Raw genomic sequence first — 18,101 nt, forward strand, 5'->3', positions numbered from 1 at the left:
AATTTTCTTACAAGTGCTTCTCGATAATCTGCTGTAACTGGTTGACCGGAACTACACCGCTATTATTCCATAGTACCCGTCCTTGCTTAAAAAGCATTAGTGTCGGCACCGATTGTATATGATAAGTATAAACAGGCTGACGATTGGCAGGAACGTCGACATCCACCTTTACGATTGTTATCTTGTCGCCCAATCGCTTTTTTAAATCCTCCAAAACAGGATGCATCGTCTTGCAAGGACCGCACCAGGTCGCATAAAAATCAACCAATACCAATTTATCTCCTTGAATCAACTCGTTAAATTTTTCCATAACCTTATCTAATTTAAATTTATAATATCAAATACATAAATATACATTTATACAATGTGGTAAAAATTATTCCGAACATTTCATCATACACCGCATGGCGTTCGTGATACGGTCATCTGCCAATCGATAGTAGGCATTCCGTCCTTCCCGACGAATTAACAATATCCCTTTAGCCAGCATATCCGTCAAATGATGCGAAACCAATGCCTGACTACACTCCATCTTTTCACAAATTTCAGAAACGCTCAACTCGGCATTTCTCGAAAGCAGGCATATGATATTCAACCGATTCGGATGAGCGACAGCTTTCAATACATAAGCCATCTTCTCTAATTCTTCCCTCGTTAAACAATGTTCCATCTGTATATTCCTTCATTTAATAATACAAATATATAAACATATATTTGAATATACAAGTAAACGCACAAAAAAAATTTATGCGATTATACCTCAACGACAGCATCCAATTGAAAATTAAGATGTTCATCGTATTTCACGTAGCCCAATTGATTACATAATAATTTTGTTCCCTCTATATCGACTTCCGGCATATTGGCATGGGAGTGTCCGTATATCCAATAATCAATCGGATATTTTTTTATGAAGTCCTTCAACTCCACGACAAAAGCCGAGGTTAGAACACCATCTTTAAACTGGGGTGGATTACAACAATAGGTCGGTACATGATGAGAAACTACGACTCTTTTATTCGCCGTACTTCTCTCCAATGCTTTGTTTAAAAAACATAAACACTTCTCGTGTACTTCATCATAATCGACAGCGGCAAAGGGGCGACCGGAATAACAGATCCGTTGACAGTCCATCATGCCGTATTCGACATCCCACAACATCTCTTCCGGAACGGATGACCATAAAGTGGTAAAAAAAAGTTCCGCCTCCCCGATTCGTACACTCCGATTATTAATCCATCTTACATTCGAACGAATTTCCATGACAAAACCTTCCAGTACATTCGCCAAGTCGTATCCCCCGTAAAATTCATGATTCCCCGGTACGACATACACCTGTTCATAATGCTCAGAAGCCCAATCCCAAAAAGGATGACGATTCAAACGCCGATCTTTGATGTAGCTAACATCCCCGGCTAAAACAAGTATATCTCCTCTAACGATCAAAGGGATCTCCTCCAGAAACTTTGTATTCTGACTGAATTCCAAATGTAAATCAAAATGATTTACCACTACCCAATCGGGATAAGTGCGATAGGACGCAAATAGTTCTTAATTAACCTTTTGCAATTATTTTCCGTCTGCCGAAAATGCGAAAAGCCGCATGAAAAAGCATGGTTAGGAAGGATTTGAGTTTCCAAATCGTTACCTGCCGTTATTTTGGCCTACTTGTTTTATTGTATTGTTTTTCAGTATTTTGCGCCGACTTTCTCTGCAACAAATAACTCTAATCAGCGTACTATTAACAGTAAAATTTAGAGTTATGAAGCGCAGCACTTTCAAAGTCCTTTTTTATCTGAAAAGGCAAAGCGAGAAAAACGGCAAGGTTCCCGTTATGGGCCGTATCACCATCAACGGCACGGTGTCGCAGTTCAGTTGCAAACTGTCCGTATCCCCGAAATTATGGGACACCGAGGGCAACCGTGCGGCAGGCAAGAGCGTGGAGGCCCGGCAGATCAATGAAAAGTTAGAGAACATCAAAACCAACATCGGCAAACAATACCAGCGCATCAGCGACCGGGATAGTTTTGTCACTGCCGAGAAGGTTAAAAATGCGTGGTTAGGCTTCGGGGACGAACACCGCCTGCTGTTGCAAACTTTCGACGAATATTTACAGGAGTTCGCGGGTAAGCGCGTAGGCAAGGATCGTTCCGAGGGAACCTTGCGGGAATACCGTACCCGGCGCGACCGTCTGGCCGCGTTCCTGCAATACGAATACGGGTTAAGCGATATTCCGTTCCGGGAGTTGAAACGGGAGTTTGCAGAGAAGTTCGTCGTCTACCTTTCGACCGTTCGGGGACTTCGCTCCACTACGATTTTCCAGACGCTCAAAAAACTACACGCTATGGTCTATTTAGCTGTTAGCAAAGGTTGGATAAGCGTACACCCCTTTCCGGACGTGTGGGTCGTTCCCCAATCCCGTGAACGCCGTTTTTTGGACGAGAACGAGATACAGCAGGTCATAGACGCGCACCTGCCCCATTATAAAACGGCTATCGTCCGGGATATTTTCGTATTTTGTACGTTCACGGGTCTTGCCTATGCCGACGTAAAGAAGCTGACCCACGACGACCTGCATACGGACCCTAACGGGGATATGTGGATTATCGACAGTCGGCAGAAAACGGGCACGCCGTTCCGGGTTCAGTTGCTGCCCGTGGCGAAACAGCTCGTGGAGAAATACCGTCGCCTCTCGCTGCCGGGCGGTGCGGTCTTTCCCGTTCCGTGCCGTAACTCTTATAACATTTCATTGAGGACGATAGCGCGGCGTGCCGGACTGTCGTTCGTCCCATCCTCGCACGTCGGGCGGCACTCGTTCGCCACGTCGGTCTGCCTGTCGCAGGGCGTTCCGATCGAAACCGTATCGAAGATGTTAGGACACAAGCATATCACCACGACGCAGATATATGCGAAAATCACCAACGACAAGATAAGGCGGGATATGGCGAATTTGCGGGAGCGGATCGGCGATAAGTTCAAGATTGCGTAACCCACACTTGCTATGAAAAAATACATAGAAGATACCGGTTCTATCGTGATAACGGAAGACGATGGCGGGAACTGTACGGTAACGGCCCGGCTGGTCGATGGCAACATATGGATGACACAGTACGAGATCGCGCGGTTGCTCGGGGTGTACGAAGCTACTGTCCGCAATAACCTGCGGGCGTTATTCAAAAGTCGTCTGTTGTCGGAACACGACGTTACCCACCCTTCATGGAACGGGCAGAGTGGGTTCGGAACGCTTTACGGGCTCGAAGCGATTATCTACATGAGTTTCCGCACCGAAACTTACCGGGCAAAGGCTTTCCGGAAATGGGTTTTGCATACTTTAAATGCACATCACAGGACAGGGAAATCCAAAGAACCGTCTGTGATACTCGTGTATAATTATGGCCCGATAAGAACGGGAGAACGGCCGAACTGAAAAAATCTGGAAGAAAATCCTTTTATAATAGAAACGCCTCCAGAAAAAATTTCTGGAGGCGCTCGAATATAACTTCAGATTACCGTTCTTGAAGATTGCGGAAGTGACATTCGTGTTATTCCAAGCCAGCGCATCGGTAATTGAACGCGGATGCGAGGCGTACCTCCCCCATGTATTCTCCGCAAAGAGCGCATACACGTCCTTTTGCAGATCCAACATACGGCATCATACCACTCGTCGTCGTATATCCAATACAAGCTCTTGACCGGAACGGTGTTGCCGTCCTTATTCGTAAGTGTCGTATTGAGTTCCGTGTACGCATCGTTGCTTGGGTCGCGTACAAACTCTACATGGTTAGTAAAACAGTTGGTAAGTTCAACGCTATTCGGCAACAACCTCCCATTTCAAACCGCTGGGGTCATCTTCAATCGCCTGCCACTTGCATCCTTCAACCGGAGCATAAACGGTATTGGTTACGTGATTGTAGGCCTTGCCGCTGAACTTGCCACCCTTCAGGACGACGCTTCCGCTCGGTCGACCGGCGTCATTGTCGCCGGATACGACAGCACTGGTGCCTTCGGCCAGAGGGGACCAGCTGTTGGCTCCGATAAACTCACCGCCGATAATCGTAACCTCGCACTCGCTGCTTACATACAGCGGATAAAAGGCATCCTTCTGTCCAGGGGTATTGACCGTATAGAACTTGCCGCTGCGAATCTCGGCGTTGGCTTTCTCTTCGATGGAAACTGCCCCCTGAATACCCTTGACCTCGCAATTCTCGATCAGTACCTCAGAACCGAACAGACGCATCGCGTAAGCCCAATGTTTACCATTATTCTTATTCGTAGAGGTAGACTCGAAATAGCTGTCGACCAGAGTAACCTTTCCGGTATTGGCTCCTCCGCGCCCCATACCGCAGATCGCGAACTCCCCAGAGACGATATGAGCATTCTTGACGGTCACGTTCGCATCGTTCCAATAGGCGATGGCCGCGCTGTTGTAAGGGTGATCGGCCGTCGTTGCGTGCCAGTGGTAATCGGGATCATTGATCAGCGTAACGCCTTCAATTACGCAATCTCCACCCGTGACATGAATCAGCGACTTCTGATAATGATCATTTTCACCGACAGTCAGGTCGCTGTAATCCTCCGAGGAGTTGTCGATGATACCTCCGCCGGTCAGGGTTAGGCCTTCTTCCGCCGTAAGCCAATTTGTATTACCGAGCTGGATGGTCTTGTTTTCCTTGATTTCGATGGACTTGTAGGTCGAGAAAGTCAGCTCCTCAGTGCTCTGCGTTGAAAGATCGATATCGGATGCTACGCTGATATTTGTCACATTGGGATCGTTCAGTGCCCCAATCAGTTCATCCGCACTGGCGACTACAATGATGTCGGGCTTCTCGAACTCCGGATTGATGGTAACGTTGATCGTTCCTTTCTTGGTCAGTAGGTTACCTGATACATTGGTTTTATAGTTGCGACGGATCGGAATGTTCCTGAAAGCATCGTTGGCGGCGATCTCCGTGTCGCCGTTGTAGAAGGTCATCGAGAAGTCGGCCAGGTTAGCCTTGTCGTCGGTAGCCCAGAGGAAGTCCATCGAGATCGTGCCGTCCGCTTTGGCCAGTTCCGCCGTGTAGGTAACGTCTGCCGAGCCGCTTACCTCGCCTGTCCGGGCATTGAAGGCATTGGGCAGCCCCTTGAAGTTGACCGTGTATTTAGTTGGCTTCAGGCTTTCGTCCTTGATTTCGTTCAGGTCGAGGGTTTTTACCGTCAGCAGACCGAAAGGACGATTGAGCGTAACAGATTCCGAGAATGCTCCGGTAACCTCCTTGTTCGACAGGCAGTAGAAGAAGGCATCGCATTCGTCGGAGTTGCCGACAAACTCGCCTTTCTCAGCGATATGCGTCAGTCCGTTCGCGGTGACATAAATTTTGTCCGTAAAATTACCTTCACTTCCCTCGGCGCAGTCGGCCCAGAACACGAAGTCGTAGGTTTGTGAGGCAACCAGACGCAGGTCGTCGAAAGTTACTGTACGGCTCGTGACGTCTTTTTCAATTCTCGAATAGAGCGCATCACCCCGGTAAATCTCAAGGATGCAACGGTTCACGAACGTACCTTTGCTGAAATCATCTGTCACCGCACGGGTCTGAACGCCATCTTGCGGGATAGTGACTGTGAAGGATTGTGCGGTAGCTCCTGCTCCGGAGTCTATCTCATTTTTCTGACATGCCGTTAGGGTCGTTATTAACCCCAGTAGCATAAACAAGTGGTACGATTTTTTCATGCTCGTGTATATTAAAGGTTAATATTCAATTTCCTGATCTATTCGAATGTCGCCGTTACATTGGTCTTGTGGTTGGGCTCCAGTTGCAGGACATCTAACGTCTTGGTCACGCCGCTTACAGTCATGGTAAGGGCTGCGTTTTGTCCGTCCGAAGGCACGAACAGGAAGTCTTCGCCGACCGTGACCGATCCGGCCGTCGTGTTCGGGAAAGTGAGCCTTACCGTTCGCAGATCGGAGGCCTCTCCGGAGAGTACATCGTAGCGGGTAGGTATGCTCCGATATTCCACCGATACCACTTTAGCGTCCGTAAATGGCGTCGTATTCTGCATGGTCAGTTTGGCCAGCGGGCGCGTGAGCGTGGCGCCGACGCCGTTGCCGCCGTTCCAATCGACCCCTTTAAGCACACAGGCGAAGGCGTCCCGGTCGTTGCCCGGCACATACGGCGCCCCGGCGAGCGTCACCTGCCGCAGATCGGAGGTGTTGTAGTGTCCCAGACCATAGTCGGCCCAGAAGAGGAAGTCGTAATTCCCGGGGATCAGCGCGATCTCGATGGCTGCTTCCGTCAGGGTTCCGCTGGTCGTTTTATGCAGTACGCAGCGGGAATTCGCGTCGCGTGTCCATGCCTCGAAGGTGTAGGTCAGCGCCGCGTCGCCGGCGGCGCGGGTCGCGGCCTTGCTTGGGACCTCTGCCGCACTTTGCGGCTCGTTCGAGAGTGCTGCCTGCGAACGAACCGAGAGGATGCCGCCGACAGGCGAGGGCTCCGGCAACGGCGCCGTCTCTTTGCTGCAACCGGTCAAAAAAGGCAAAATGAAAAACAGGAAAAATATCTTTTTCATCGTTCAGTCGTTTTAATCGGGGATTACGATGTCTATCTCCCCGTCGAAACCGGGGTCTATACCGATGCCGGGCGCATAGCTGCGCGTGAGGAACTCGTCGCGTATCACGGTCAGCTTGCCCCGCACGATCGGGACGTTGATCTCCTCGATGCGGTTCAGGAGGTTGCCCTCGCCGTCACGCAGGGTCAAGTTAACCGTGACGGCCGACTCCGTGCCGTTGACGAAGATATGGTCGCCGGCCAGGTGCGCCTCCTTGTCCGTGAGCGGGGTCATGCAGCAGCCGAACGACAATCCCGTACAGGCGTCGTTGGGCTTGTTCGTATAGGCGTTGAAGCCCGACGGGAAGTAACACGCGTACTCCACCGTAACCTGAATGGATGAGAGGTCGGGCATGCTGCCCAGCAGGTTGTCCGCCACAGCGCCGTAAGTTTGCGCGTTTTTCGCGTTGCGCCGGGCGAGGTTGTCGAGGAACTTGTCTACATCGGTGGTGATGAACTCGATCCGGGCCATCGGCCTTTCGAGCGTCATTGCGCACTCCGCCGTCTCGTTCCAGCGGTCGCGGTAGCCCGTCAGGTCGAACTCCTTGCAGGCTACATAGGTGTCCTTATGCTTCTCGTCGCCGATATAGTCCCCCGGTTCGGGAATGCAAATCGACGATAGCGAACTTACCGTATAGTATTTATCCTCCATAGAGCCTTTGTCCACATAGTCCGCCCATGCCACGACATGGTACCGGGCGGCATGAAGCGACAGCGTGGTGTTGATCGTGTGCTGTCCGTTCACAGCCTTGTCGCAGCAGAGGACACGCCGCTCGACGGGTTCACCGCCGATCTCGTCACGGAACACCTCGACGATCCAGCGCACATGGTGGGTATCATCCACGCTTGCGGCTTTGGAGCGCGAGGGGGTATAAAGTTCGATCGAGGGATCGACCTCCAGCGAAAGGTTCATCTGCACGAGCGTCGGATCGACGCCCCCGCCTTCGGGAAATTCCAACACGATCTTGTCGCAGCCCGTCATCATCAGGACGAGCAAGCACGCAGTATATAGTATCGTTTTTTTCATTGCCGCTCCTCCTTATTTTCCGAACCGGTAAACCAGATTGATCCCGACTTTCGTAAGGCCCCAGTAATTGTACGGGGTTCCCTTTTCGTAGCGAGCGCCGTTCGGGATATTGTAATAAGTGTCGTACTTGGTGTGGACATATCCAGCGCCGATCGTAAACTCCGCGCCCCAATGGCGTCCGAAAGGCAGCGCATAACCGTAGCTGAGGCCCACGCCGTAGAAGCCGTCCGGCGACTGGTAGCGGTTCTTCTTGTCGACGGAGATGTTGAACGCCCCGATGTTGAGATGCGCCCCGAAGAAGTGCCCCTTCATTGGACTGCCGAGCCAGTAGCGGAACTCCGGCTGGATGGCCAGAAAGCGCAGACGGTAGCTGCGGGCTACGGTATAGGGGCTGTATATGATCGGCAGATCGACCGAGTAATGCTCCCCGAAACTGTACTCTACGCCGAGATTGGCTACCGTTGCGGCCAGATAGGCTACGTTGGTCTTGACGGCCCAGCAGTAGCGGGGAGCATCCGGCCGGACGGGCTTTTCGGCCTGCGGTTCCGTAACGACCGGTTGTTCCGGTTCAGGCTGAAGCACTACCTCCGGTTCTGGTTGGTTTTCGGATTTTTCGTTTCCGGACAAAGAATCGGACGGTGCGATGTCTCTCTCGGGCAGGATGTAGGGAGCCGTATCCGCCTTCGCATTCGAAGACATATAGGCTACAACAATCACATCTGTCATTCCACGCCACCGTCGCGTGGAATTCGTCGTTCTGAAATGATCTTCTTTCAATCCCTCGTGAACGATAAAATAGGATTTAACCTGATTGCTTCGGTTCTTTGCGGCCGCAAGGTTCTCTTTGAAAGAGCCGTAAGAGGAGCAGAAACCCAATACACGCACTTTCACGCCGCCTGATTCGATCGAAAGCTTGTGTTGTCGGATGGATCGGGTAAGCGAATCGATAGCAGCCGCATTTCCTTTGTAGTCGGCCCAGAACATCCGTCGTTTCGGAGCGAATCGGAAAATGACCGTATCTTGCTTCCCCTCTGAGAGCGAGCTTGTCTTCTGCCGAAGACCCTCACGGGTGCCGACGGACACATCGCGGCCCGTCTCCTGTGCCGTAACGGTCAAACCGTACAGCAGGAAGCCGAGCAAAAAAACCACGCGGAGCGATCTCGGGCGACATCCGCGGCCTGAAATGCTTTTTTCTGAACAAATCATTCGTTGCTATATATTTCCATCGAAACAGACAAAAAAGTTCTTTTGTATGTTTATTCGTTGGTTTCCAGCGGTAAAATTATATATGCTGAATGTTTTTTGCAAAAAAATCTTCAAATATTTTTCAGTCAGTAATTTGTCCTGGCCTTAAAATACTATATAACCGCCTTTGTATTCGATTTCTCTGATACCCGAAAAATCGAACGTTTTAACCAACATATAAACCGGCATCCCCACCGTCGGCAGACCGACCGACGTATATCTTTTATTTTTTGAAGTTTATTTTTCGACGGCGTTCCTTTTCATCAACGGCCTGCTGTACGAGCGGCTGACTGCGACGGAACTTATCGAACGTATCGCGCGAAAGGCCGTACAGGCGGCAGATGTCGTTTATCGTCCGATCCTGATTCAACAGGGAGATGACGGCCTGCCGGTTCTCGATCAATACATTGGATTTCGTGTAACTGCCCTTGCGTCGCCCCAAGACCACGCCTTCGGCCTTACGCATGGCAAGCGCCTCCTTGGTCCGCATCGAGATCAGATTACGCTCGATTTCGGCAACCAGCCCGAATGCGAAACACAGCACCTTGCTGTTGATCGAATTGTCGAAAGAGTAACCCTCTTTGGTCGTGTAGAGATTGATCTCCTTTTTGAGACATCTGCCCATGATTGCCATGACGTCCGTCAGCGTGCGGCTCAACCGTGAAATTTCGGTGACGACCAGCGTATCACCCCGTTTCATACGCCGCAACAAAGTCCCGAGCTTGCGGTCCCGCTCGTTCTTGCGGCCGCTTACGACCTCCGTGACCCAACGGTCTATCGTCCAATCCCTGCTCTCGGCAAAACGCCGGATTTCATCCTGCTGATTACCCAGATTTTGTTTACCCGTACTCACTCGCAAATAACCTATGATCATATTCTAACTTTTTTAACGGAGGCAACGGCGCCTCTTCGGAGATAAAGGTAATCGGGTGATTTAGGCGAACAGAAATAGACCGCATATAGAGTGAATGTGCCAAACCCAAAAACACATGGGGGGGGTAAGGCCCAACATTCGGACGTCGTCAAAGAAGCGGCAAAAAGCTGCAACGACTCATCGAAGACCGAACCCGGATAGTGGCCTTGATGAGCCGAGGATGAAGCGTAGCGACCATCTGTAGCCAATATGGTATGGTCAGAAATACCATTCGACAGATTTCGGAAACAATATGTATATTCCATTTATACGAGGTGAATGGAAAGGTTGCCGAGTTGAAAAGAAAGGCAAATATGTTAAACGATCCTTGTCCCGACACCCATTCGGATTTATAATCCGATCACCGAGCCGGTGTGGAACGGCCGTATATCGGATCCGGATACGAATAGGACTTCCTTAACCGTATCCCTGGTACCGTTGTTGTAGCTGACGCCGCGGTGCGATGCTGAAATGTCTGTCCGCAGATTCGCGGATACCGCTCATGGACCAACCCCGTGCCCTTATCGAATCCGTTCTGGTTATAGGCAAGTACTTTGGGAGGAGATGGGATTTAATGTGGTACTTTGTATACGATACGAATAGACGAAACATACTGAATGAAAAACCGGGACGCAAGGAACGTTTAGGCCCTGTGTCCCGGCTTCGTTATGCCTGGCCCATTCGTAGATTTAGAACGGATCTTCAATCGGTCTGAAATTCTTATATAGGGCTTCACGTATCCCTGTTTCGGGATAGAGGAACACTCTGCCGCTAATCACTGTATAGGGTATTTGCCGCCTGTCTCGCAGGGTTTGGAGTGTGCGCGGGGAGATATGCAGGTATTCGCATACTTCCTCCCCGTTAAGATAGTATTCCCCCGTGACCGAAGGACGGTAGTTGTCTATCGCCTTTTGCAATGCCCGTTCCGTGTCCCGTATCTGCGAAAAAGCCTTTTTCACTTCTTCGCTCTCGCTGTTCAAATAATCCCACGACATGGCCTACTGATTTTTAACGGTTCTGTTTTTGAGATATTCGGCCACGTCCTTCCCCCGATAGAAAAACTTGCCGCCTACGTTGGTGTAGGGCAAAATCCTTTTGTCCCGATAGGTTTGCAAGGTGCGTTTGGTGATGTTCAGCAGGCGGCACACGTCCGCGCTGTCGATTCATCCGTCGGAGGTCTGCGGGTCGAACTTTTGCCGTACCTGCACGGCGAGGGCGGATAACTCGTTCAGCCTGTCGAGGAGGGCCGTTCATGTTTTCTCCCCGATACAAATCACTTGTTCCATCTTTTCAATCGTTTTTCGGTTAATAATCGGTTTGGTGACGCACCGTTTCCTACTGTACCTTATCCGCATCGGAAAGTAGGTTGCGTCCTTCATCCTGTTTCCGGCTTCGCCGTCCGTGTGGCATTCCGCCGGTTTCCTTTTTTCCCGTGGGCCGCTTCACTCGTCCCGTATCCGGTGTGCTCGGTTTTTCATCTTTGCACGTTTTAGTAATTGTTTTCTGCCCGCAATATATATCCGTTACGAGCAGATTGTCCCGTTTTACCGTCTGATGTCACTGATAGTCACCGATAGTCCGCTCCTGTCCGGTTTCCCATTGCGGAACATTACTGCCTTACAAACCCTTAACGGTTGTTTCTTGCGTAATGTTTTACGTCGGGGGACAGATGGCCGTTTGTGGCAGCGGTCGGCGTCGGTTGGCGCTGGCAATGATATGTAAACAGGAAGACCAATAGGCCGGAAAGCCCGGCAACGGCGTTTGCCGGGCCACCTACTTTGCTCCTCTACCCGGATAAGCCGCCGCTTTCTCCTCCTGTTTACGGGCGGGGCGCTTTTGTCCTTTTTTCCCTGAAGTCAGGGTATGGCTTTTCCTGTCTGTGTGCGTATAGTGACTGATCCTCATTTACGGCCGCCCGCCTCTTACCTCCGCACTCTCTCGCTTTCCCTATATGCGCCACCTGTCAGTGGTGCAATACGCTGCAACATACGGCAAAGAACTTCCGGGCGCAACAACGTAAAGGTAAATGCGTTATCTTGGCAACCGAACGTAAATCATACCGCCCGTGAAAACACGATCCTTACCGCGCCGGGGCATCGCATACCGCCCCCGCTGAACTTTCCAGCCACAGGTTACAGCCTGTTCGTCCATTATCCTTGTGAGTAATCCGACCGTTGCCGCCATCCCGTTAGGTCGCCTAAACGTTCCAGCCTATCCGACCCTTCCCGGCCTCTGAACCTTTCCGTACACCCGCCCGTTTCCCGGCGTGAACGTCGATGCGGTGCGTCCCGCACTCGCCGCCCCTTGCCACCGCCCGCTCTGTGCGGCGGGGCAACCGGGGCAGCTTCGGCGTGCCGTGATCGGGGCCCCGGCCCCGGCATCGGACGCTCCCGAGAGCAAAGGCAGCAAGGTTGTATCCGGAGGCCCTCGAAACCCCCATCCGGGGGCTTCCCGGACGCTCCGGCAACCTTGCCCTGCGGGGCTGTCCCGCCCGACGCACTCCCTATGGTCGCACGCCGGAACATCCCCCGCTCCCGTCGGTCGCAGGGGATTCGGGACTCTCGGCATCCCGGATGCCGCCGACCGGCTCCCTCTCGGTCGCCCGGTCGGGAAACGCGCTGCCATAAGTGAAAAGAAAGGAGGGGCGGGCTATGGCAAATAACCTAACCGACAGCCGGAACAAAGGCGGCAGACCGCCCAAAGCCATAGCCGAAAAACGTTCCGCAGAGGTCAAATTCCATGTTACGCCCGAAGTGAAAGAGAGACTGCAAAACGAGGCGAAAGTAGCCGGAACGGACCTTGCCACCTATTGCCGGGAAAAGGTACTTACGGGGCAACCGCCACGGCATATTCCGCCTGCGATACTCGCCGCAGTCGCGGAACTCGCCCGACAGGGAAACAACCTGAACCAACTGGCACGGATCGCCAACGCCCAAAAAGGAATGGACGATATTGCCGTCCGGCTTATGACGCTGATCGAGTTTTACGAACGGTTGGCAAAATATATAAAGGGATATTTCTATGATCGCAAAAATAGTAACGGGTAAGTCGTTCGGCGGGGCCGTGCGCTACCTGACCCAGAAGAGCGGCCATGCCCGTATGCTCGACAGCGACGGAATAGATACCCGGAGTATAAAGGACATGATCGGCAGTTTCAATTTCCAGCGTAAGGCCCGGCCCGAAAAAGCCCAGGTCGTAGGACATATTTCACTGTCATTCCACAAGAACGACGTGCCGAAACTTACGGACGAATTTATGACCGACCTCGCACATGAATATATGCAGCGTATGGGAATAACCGATACGCAGTACATGATAGTACGGCATACCGATACGGAACATCCCCACCTGCATATCCTTTACAACCGGGTAAGATACGATGCGAAGTTAGTGCGGAGCCATAACGAGAGAATCCGGAGCACGACCATATGCAAGGCCATGAAGCAGAAACACGGTCTTACGTTCTCCGAGGGAAAAGCGAACGTAAAGGCCGAGAAACTGCACAGGCCCGATAAAGTGAAATATGCCGTTTACGAAGCGGTAAAGGCGATACTGCCGGATTGCCTATCCTTGCCGGAACTCGCGGAACGGTTGCAGGATAAAGGTATTGAAACGACGTTTATTCACCGGGGTAATGATCCGGCCAAAGAAATACAGGGCGTAACCTTTACCAAAGACAACCTGACGTTCAAAGCCTCGCAGGTAGATCGAAAGTTCAGTTATGCCAATTTGTGGAAGACTATAGAACGAAACCGGTTCATCGCAAATACGGCCGCGAGGGTTACGGAACAGGCAGAACGGGAACGGCAGAAAACAGAACACCAGCAGCAGACGCAGGCCGTACCGATGTCCACACCGGAACCCAGAACAGAGATACGTGGCATGAAACTGACGCCCGAACAACAAAGGCGGCTATACTCGCCGCAAGGATTGAAGTGCAGTTACGGTGAGAACGGATACCGCAATACGTCCCGGTTCCGGGTAAACCGCACATCCGGACAGGATATACTGACTGAGGAACTGCTATCGCAAGAGAAGATAAACCGAAACCCGCGTATATTCGGCATACGGCTTACGGACGAACAGGTGCGCGAGATCAAGGACGGACAACCCGTTTACATCAAAGGAATGCAATATGAAGGGGAAACCTTCGACGGCTATTTAGTTATGGACGACAAACTGACACGCGGAAAGGCTTACGTTAAACAAGACCCGTGCGAGTGGGTCAAGTATGGAAAATACACCATGCGCCGTATGGACAGGGATTTGATAAAAGGCGGTTTCGTAGTCCGCGCACTCGTTCAATGGTGGGGAGGACACGGGCAAACCGCAAGGCCGTACCTGTGGAAAGAGAATCCATCGGACGAAACCTATAAAGAGGACTGGAGCGATCCGAGAGAACCCAAGCCCGAACGCTCCCGCAAGGAAGAACTACACGTACCCTCCATTCCGCCCAAAAAGAAATCGCAGGGGCCGAAAATGTAACGGCGAAAAAAGATAAGGCCCATTCCAATCGGACGCAAAGGTACGGACAGGGGGTATAAGCTGCAAGGCTATACGGAGCGCCCTCACGGGCGGCCTTGCAGCTTATACCCTCTGTCTCTTGCTGGTCGCTACCGATTGGAAAAGGCCGGGGTGCGGAATGGGTGTGGCGGTCGTGCCGACCGCCGGGGCAAGGTATCGGAGAGGTGAAAGTGTTGCGGCGGGAGGAAAGCAAACAAGCCCCGGAAATTCCTCAAAAACAAAATTTCATTTGCTTTTCAAGGATATTTTAACTATTTTTACATCAGTTATTTGAAGTGGTGAACGTTAGCGCAAGAAGCGGAAAATAGAACCGTCGCCTAATCGTTACCTTATCCCATCAACTGCCGTGCAAATTCCTAATTTCAAACCTATTGCACGGATTTAGTGATAAATCAGACGCGTATTGAATTTTTATACCCTTTTCTTTCATACTTTAAAGGTATGAAAAATTTTCCGCATGAAGAGCCTTCCATCCCTTTTATAAGGCTTGTTTCAATCAACAACGTCAGTTTATGCACGGAGCGAACCGAAAACTTATCTCAAAAAAACTGCTCCAAAAATCATTTTGAAGCAGCTTTTTATCTATTTGTTAAATCAATCAAGAGATAAAGATCCGTCTGCATAAATCTCGACAAACATATTCAGACTTCCGGTTTTTTGTAACTCTATCCGGTATACGTCATCCCCCGACGCATACTCTCTGAATTCGGCTCCGATCGGAGTATACCCTACAAAAGCATTTCCTTTCAAAGTATTAAGGACAGGCTGAGGTAACTCCGTCAACAGTACTTTCCATTGAGTCTGAATCCACGAGTTGTCCGATGCGAATAAAACCTCTTTTACCCGTCCCTCATCCAAAATAGTGACAATCTTACGCCCATCGATCAAGAAATCGGAATCAACGATGACAGACTGTGGATAATTCTTCTGAATAAAACTGACCACTACCGACGGCAAATCCGTAATACTGTTGTCATCGGCCTCCCGCTCCAAATTTCCTTCCTCATCATAATAAAGCGTTCTTTCCTGTTGTCCCTGTTCCACCTCTATCCGATAGGATAAAGACATGTTCAACCGTTCCAGCATCTCGACATCTTCTACTTTCCAGGTGGAGTAAGCTCCGGCTTCAAATCCTGTCTTAACGGCTGAAGGCAATTGATTATACGACAAATCCGTTTCCGTCAATAACCATTTACCGGATTGAGAGAACCATGCTTCACAACTTTTTCCTTCAAACGTAAAATCCGCCCGGGCATACCCGTTATCCATCTTCCATTCCACATTCGAGGCCGTCGCGTATTTTGCCTGAAACGCTTCAATAACCTGTTTTCCGGGAGTATTTTTCCCTCCGTTATGATCGTCATCGCTACAAGCCGCAAAAAAAGCGAAAAAACCGATAACGACCGCCAAAATTCCATTTTTCATCATCTTCATATAGTTTATTAAATTTCTATCCGACGAAAGATAAAGCTGTCTGAAAAATACAAACAGCTCCTCTTTTGCCTGTCGTAATACTGTTTTGATCCTCTTTTTCTACAGCTCCATATCATTACGACAGCCATAAGGTATAACGAAACGGTCTGAAAAAAGTTTCTTCATACGCATCATTCCTGCGACCAATATTCACTATCATCCGTCACGAGGGCGCCTTACGATAAGATTTCGAAAAAAAGAGTGGTATCAAATAAAATATCGGTTATGAGAGATCTCCATTGCTTGCGAAGGATAGATAAGTACAAAACTGTTTTCCTGGAAATATTTATTCAGGTATCCCGGAACACGCCCCATATTAGCATGATAAGAAGGCCCTTCCCTGCGACTTAACACGATCCATAAATCATCATCCTTACGGATATCCCGGAACACAATTAAAAAATCTTCCCAATCTACGAATTCTACGAATTCGGCCGCAATAGGACGTTTGGCATAAATCTCCTTCAATGCCGACAAGGTCTGCCCGGAAGCGTAAAATACGATCTTAGCTCCCGTATTATTGGCCACTTGCCAAATCTTTGCCACCCATAAAGTAAAACCGACCTCTTTTTCCGCTTTATCCGGGACGACAACCAAATGCCGTTTTATAGTTGCCAAAGGTTGAGCCGGTTTATAAATCAAGGTCGTGGTATGACTTTGACTCAATAAACCTTCCGTTATTTTACCTAAAAACGAAGTCGAAATACCCTTCTCTTTATGCAATCCAAGTACCAGATCGGTGATGTTCCTCTCCTTAATCACCCCGATGATGGCATTTACAATACTCAAATCATAACGAATCAAATCCTGTACATGATTATCTGCCGCAGAAGCCGTCACAACGGCCTGATTCAAAATCTTCTTCGCCCGCTTAAGTACTTTTTCGTCTGTTTCCCGACTATCCACTACATTCAAAGCATACAAACCGCTTTTATTCTTCTTGGATTTTATGACCGTACTCAAATTAACCAATTCATCCACGTTATGTTCATAGCTTACCGGAATCAATATTCGTTCAACCTCATCGCTATTATCCGAATCCGTATCGGACATATCGGCCAAAGCCAGATTCTGCGCTCCTTTCTGAGCAGAAAAAGAGGCCATCGTACAGGTTACCAATATCATTAAAATCGTACCGTTCAGTACGCTTTCATTTAACAATCGTACCGGTTCTCCCGTATCGGTATGCCCCAATATCACATTATACCCGACCATCACCGCCGCCAAGGTTGCCGCCGCCTGTGCATTACTCAAGCCGAAAATAACCCGCCGTTGGTCTACCGACATTCGAAATGTTTTCTGAGTAAGCCATGCCGCCGCATATTTAGCGACAGTAGCCACGACTATCATCACGACACCGACCTCTATCGTTTCCCAACTATTAAAAAAAGCACGATAGTTAATCAACATCCCGACACCGATCAGGAAAAAGGGAATGAAAATAGCATTACCGACAAATACGACCCGATTCATCAATGGAGAGGTTCTGGGGATCAAACGGTTCAAAGCCATTCCTGCCAAGAAAGCACCAATAATAGACTCGATGCCCGCAACCTCCGCCAAAAAAGCTCCCAAAAACACCATGACCAATACAAAAATATATTGGGACACGCTATCCTCACAGCGCTTAAAAAACCAACGTCCGATCCATGGAAACACCAACATGACGAACAAACCGAACACCATCACGGCTACCGCCAAACGATACCAAAACATATCGTCCACACTACCCGTCGACATTCCGACGACGACCGTCAATACAAGTAGAGCCAAGGTATCCGTGATCATGGTCCCCCCCACGGTCAGATTAACTGCCAGATTCTTGCTGACTCCTAATTTACTGATAATAGGATAGGCTATTAACGTATGCGAAGCAAACATACTGGCCAATAAAATGGAAGTCAGCCAGGAAAAATTCAACACGTAAAGACCGACAACGGTTCCCAAGACCATCGGAATAAGAAAAGTATACATTCCGAAAATCAAACTTTTCCCGCTATTCTTTTTAAAATCTTCCAAATCAATCTCCAAACCCGCTAAAAACATAATATAGAGTAGTCCCGCCGTACCGGAAAGAATAATACTGCTATCCCGCAGAACCAAATTAAAACCGTTCGGACCGATTATCGCACCCGCGATAATTAATCCCAAAAGATGAGGTATTCTCAATTTGTTCAATAGCAGCGGTGCCGCCAGAATAATAATCAAAATCAACAAGAACTTCAGAACAGGGTCTTCCAAAGGAAGCGAAAAATCCGTAATTGCCAATAATAATACATTCATCATTTTAACCTAAATATTAAATTCTTACAAACATTTACTTCCCTCGGAATCG

At 49.7% G+C, this 18,101-nt stretch carries 16 protein-coding genes; 4 read left to right on the forward strand and 12 right to left on the reverse strand.

All coding sequences use genetic code 11. The features are described from left to right. Positions 1-7: 7 nt before the first annotated feature. The 3 genes from trxA to NVS78_RS10295 form a co-directional block, all read right to left on the reverse strand. Positions 8-310 carry a thioredoxin gene (gene trxA, locus NVS78_RS10285; RefSeq protein WP_286359116.1) on the reverse strand — a complete coding sequence of 101 codons (303 nt, stop codon included), beginning with the start codon at positions 308-310 and terminating at the stop codon, positions 8-10. Positions 311-376: 66 nt separating this feature from the next. Then, positions 377-670, reverse strand: a complete 294-nt coding sequence (locus NVS78_RS10290) for an ArsR/SmtB family transcription factor (RefSeq protein WP_041502097.1) — start codon at positions 668-670, stop codon at positions 377-379. An 83-nt stretch (positions 671-753) separates the two neighbouring features. Beyond that, positions 754-1,512 carry a metallophosphoesterase gene (locus tag NVS78_RS10295; protein ID WP_286359117.1) on the reverse strand — a complete coding sequence of 253 codons (759 nt, stop codon included), beginning with the start codon at positions 1,510-1,512 and terminating at the stop codon, positions 754-756. A 250-nt stretch (positions 1,513-1,762) separates the two neighbouring features. Here NVS78_RS10295 and NVS78_RS10300 point away from each other — a divergent pair, with 250 nt between their 5' ends. Continuing rightward, complete coding sequence (locus tag NVS78_RS10300; RefSeq protein WP_286359118.1) at positions 1,763-2,989, forward strand: site-specific integrase; 1,227 nt, start codon at positions 1,763-1,765, stop codon at positions 2,987-2,989. 12 nt (positions 2,990-3,001) lie between these two features. Further along, the gene (locus NVS78_RS10305) at positions 3,002-3,427 is read left to right on the forward strand and encodes a virulence RhuM family protein (protein ID WP_286359119.1); all 426 of its coding nucleotides are present in this window, start codon (positions 3,002-3,004) and stop codon (positions 3,425-3,427) included. Positions 3,428-3,808: 381 nt separating this feature from the next. Here NVS78_RS10305 and NVS78_RS10310 read toward each other — a convergent pair whose 3' ends face one another. The 7 genes from NVS78_RS10310 to NVS78_RS10340 all read right to left on the reverse strand — a co-directional run bounded on the left by NVS78_RS10310 (position 3,809) and on the right by NVS78_RS10340 (position 10,917). Beyond that, positions 3,809-5,710, reverse strand: coding sequence for a DUF6562 domain-containing protein (locus NVS78_RS10310; RefSeq protein WP_286359120.1), 1,902 nt, complete (start codon positions 5,708-5,710; stop codon positions 3,809-3,811). A gap of 38 nt (positions 5,711-5,748) precedes the next feature. Continuing rightward, positions 5,749-6,546, reverse strand: coding sequence for a DUF6562 domain-containing protein (locus NVS78_RS10315; RefSeq protein ID WP_286359121.1), 798 nt, complete (start codon positions 6,544-6,546; stop codon positions 5,749-5,751). A 12-nt stretch (positions 6,547-6,558) separates the two neighbouring features. After that, complete coding sequence (locus NVS78_RS10320) at positions 6,559-7,611, reverse strand: DUF6562 domain-containing protein (protein WP_286359122.1); 1,053 nt, start codon at positions 7,609-7,611, stop codon at positions 6,559-6,561. Between the two features lie 12 nt (positions 7,612-7,623). Continuing rightward, a complete protein-coding gene (locus NVS78_RS10325) occupies positions 7,624-8,817 on the reverse strand; it encodes a DUF3575 domain-containing protein (protein WP_286359123.1) in 1,194 nt (397 codons plus the stop codon). 262 nt (positions 8,818-9,079) lie between these two features. Next, positions 9,080-9,730, reverse strand: a complete 651-nt coding sequence (locus tag NVS78_RS10330) for a recombinase family protein (RefSeq protein WP_286359124.1) — start codon at positions 9,728-9,730, stop codon at positions 9,080-9,082. Positions 9,731-10,458: 728 nt separating this feature from the next. After that, complete coding sequence (locus NVS78_RS10335) at positions 10,459-10,764, reverse strand: helix-turn-helix domain-containing protein (protein ID WP_286359125.1); 306 nt, start codon at positions 10,762-10,764, stop codon at positions 10,459-10,461. Between the two features lie 3 nt (positions 10,765-10,767). Next, positions 10,768-10,917, reverse strand: coding sequence for a helix-turn-helix domain-containing protein (locus NVS78_RS10340; protein WP_273406570.1), 150 nt, complete (start codon positions 10,915-10,917; stop codon positions 10,768-10,770). Positions 10,918-12,396: 1,479 nt separating this feature from the next. On the opposite strand from NVS78_RS10340, the gene NVS78_RS10345 reads away from it, so the two are divergent. Beyond that, a complete protein-coding gene (locus tag NVS78_RS10345; RefSeq protein ID WP_286359126.1) occupies positions 12,397-12,816 on the forward strand; it encodes a plasmid mobilization protein in 420 nt (139 codons plus the stop codon). Beyond that, a complete protein-coding gene (locus tag NVS78_RS10350; RefSeq protein WP_286359127.1) occupies positions 12,791-14,254 on the forward strand; it encodes a relaxase/mobilization nuclease domain-containing protein in 1,464 nt (487 codons plus the stop codon). Before NVS78_RS10345 ends, NVS78_RS10350 begins: the two co-directional genes overlap by 26 nt. 633 nt (positions 14,255-14,887) lie before the next feature. On the opposite strand, the gene NVS78_RS10355 is transcribed toward NVS78_RS10350, so the two are convergent. Together NVS78_RS10355 and NVS78_RS10360 are read right to left on the reverse strand one after the other, a co-directional pair. Then, complete coding sequence (locus NVS78_RS10355) at positions 14,888-15,721, reverse strand: PepSY-like domain-containing protein (RefSeq protein ID WP_286359128.1); 834 nt, start codon at positions 15,719-15,721, stop codon at positions 14,888-14,890. Positions 15,722-15,973: 252 nt separating this feature from the next. Next, the gene (locus NVS78_RS10360) at positions 15,974-18,052 is read right to left on the reverse strand and encodes a cation:proton antiporter (protein WP_286359129.1); all 2,079 of its coding nucleotides are present in this window, start codon (positions 18,050-18,052) and stop codon (positions 15,974-15,976) included. Positions 18,053-18,101 lie beyond the last annotated feature (49 nt).

Source organism: Gabonibacter chumensis, from assembly GCF_024741215.1.
In the GTDB taxonomy this organism is placed as follows: Bacteria; Bacteroidota; Bacteroidia; order Bacteroidales; family Marinifilaceae; genus Gabonibacter; species Gabonibacter massiliensis.